Annotated in this window: 1 protein-coding gene; it reads right to left on the reverse strand. The window is 43.7% G+C overall.

The window, feature by feature from the left end; genetic code table 11:
- Positions 1 to 65: 65 nt before the first annotated feature.
- On the reverse strand, positions 66 to 552 hold a 487-nt coding region (gene aat, locus R7R78_RS28745; protein ID WP_225474924.1), incomplete at its 5' end, for a leucyl/phenylalanyl-tRNA--protein transferase.

Consider the following 552-nt stretch of genomic DNA (forward strand, 5'->3'; position numbering starts at 1 on the left):
TGCCGGTAAATAGCTACAAGGATGGTTGTTGGTTAACCCAATTCGAATGTGTTGTAGATCTGTGCTCATGATTCTGAATCCTGCAAAACTTGGGGCGTAAAGGTGTCAGAAGCCGTTTGCTTTTCTCTTAAAGATAGTAGCTTTTGTATGAATTCGTCTCGGTCAAGCTCAAATGCGCCGAGGGATGCCAAGTGCGGGTTCATCACCTGACAATCTATTAATTGACCATGCTTTGACGCCAAATGCGTGCACAAATACCACAATGCGATTTTTGATGCGTTGTCTTTCAAACTGAACATGGACTCACCACAAAAAAGTTGACCCACGCTAATGCCGTATAAACCTCCAACAAGCGTGTTGTCATGCCATACTTCTACTGAGTGGCAATGCCCTAGGTTGGATAGCTGAATATAAGCCGCTTGCATCTCTTCATTCAGCCATGTTTCATCTGCTGGCCGGGTAGACGAGCAAAGTTGAATGACGCGCTCAGTCGCTTGATTTATAGTGACTTTATATTGATGCTTGCGCTGAAACTTTTTAAGACTTTTTGAT

Source organism: Vibrio sp. 2134-1 (assembly GCF_033339495.1).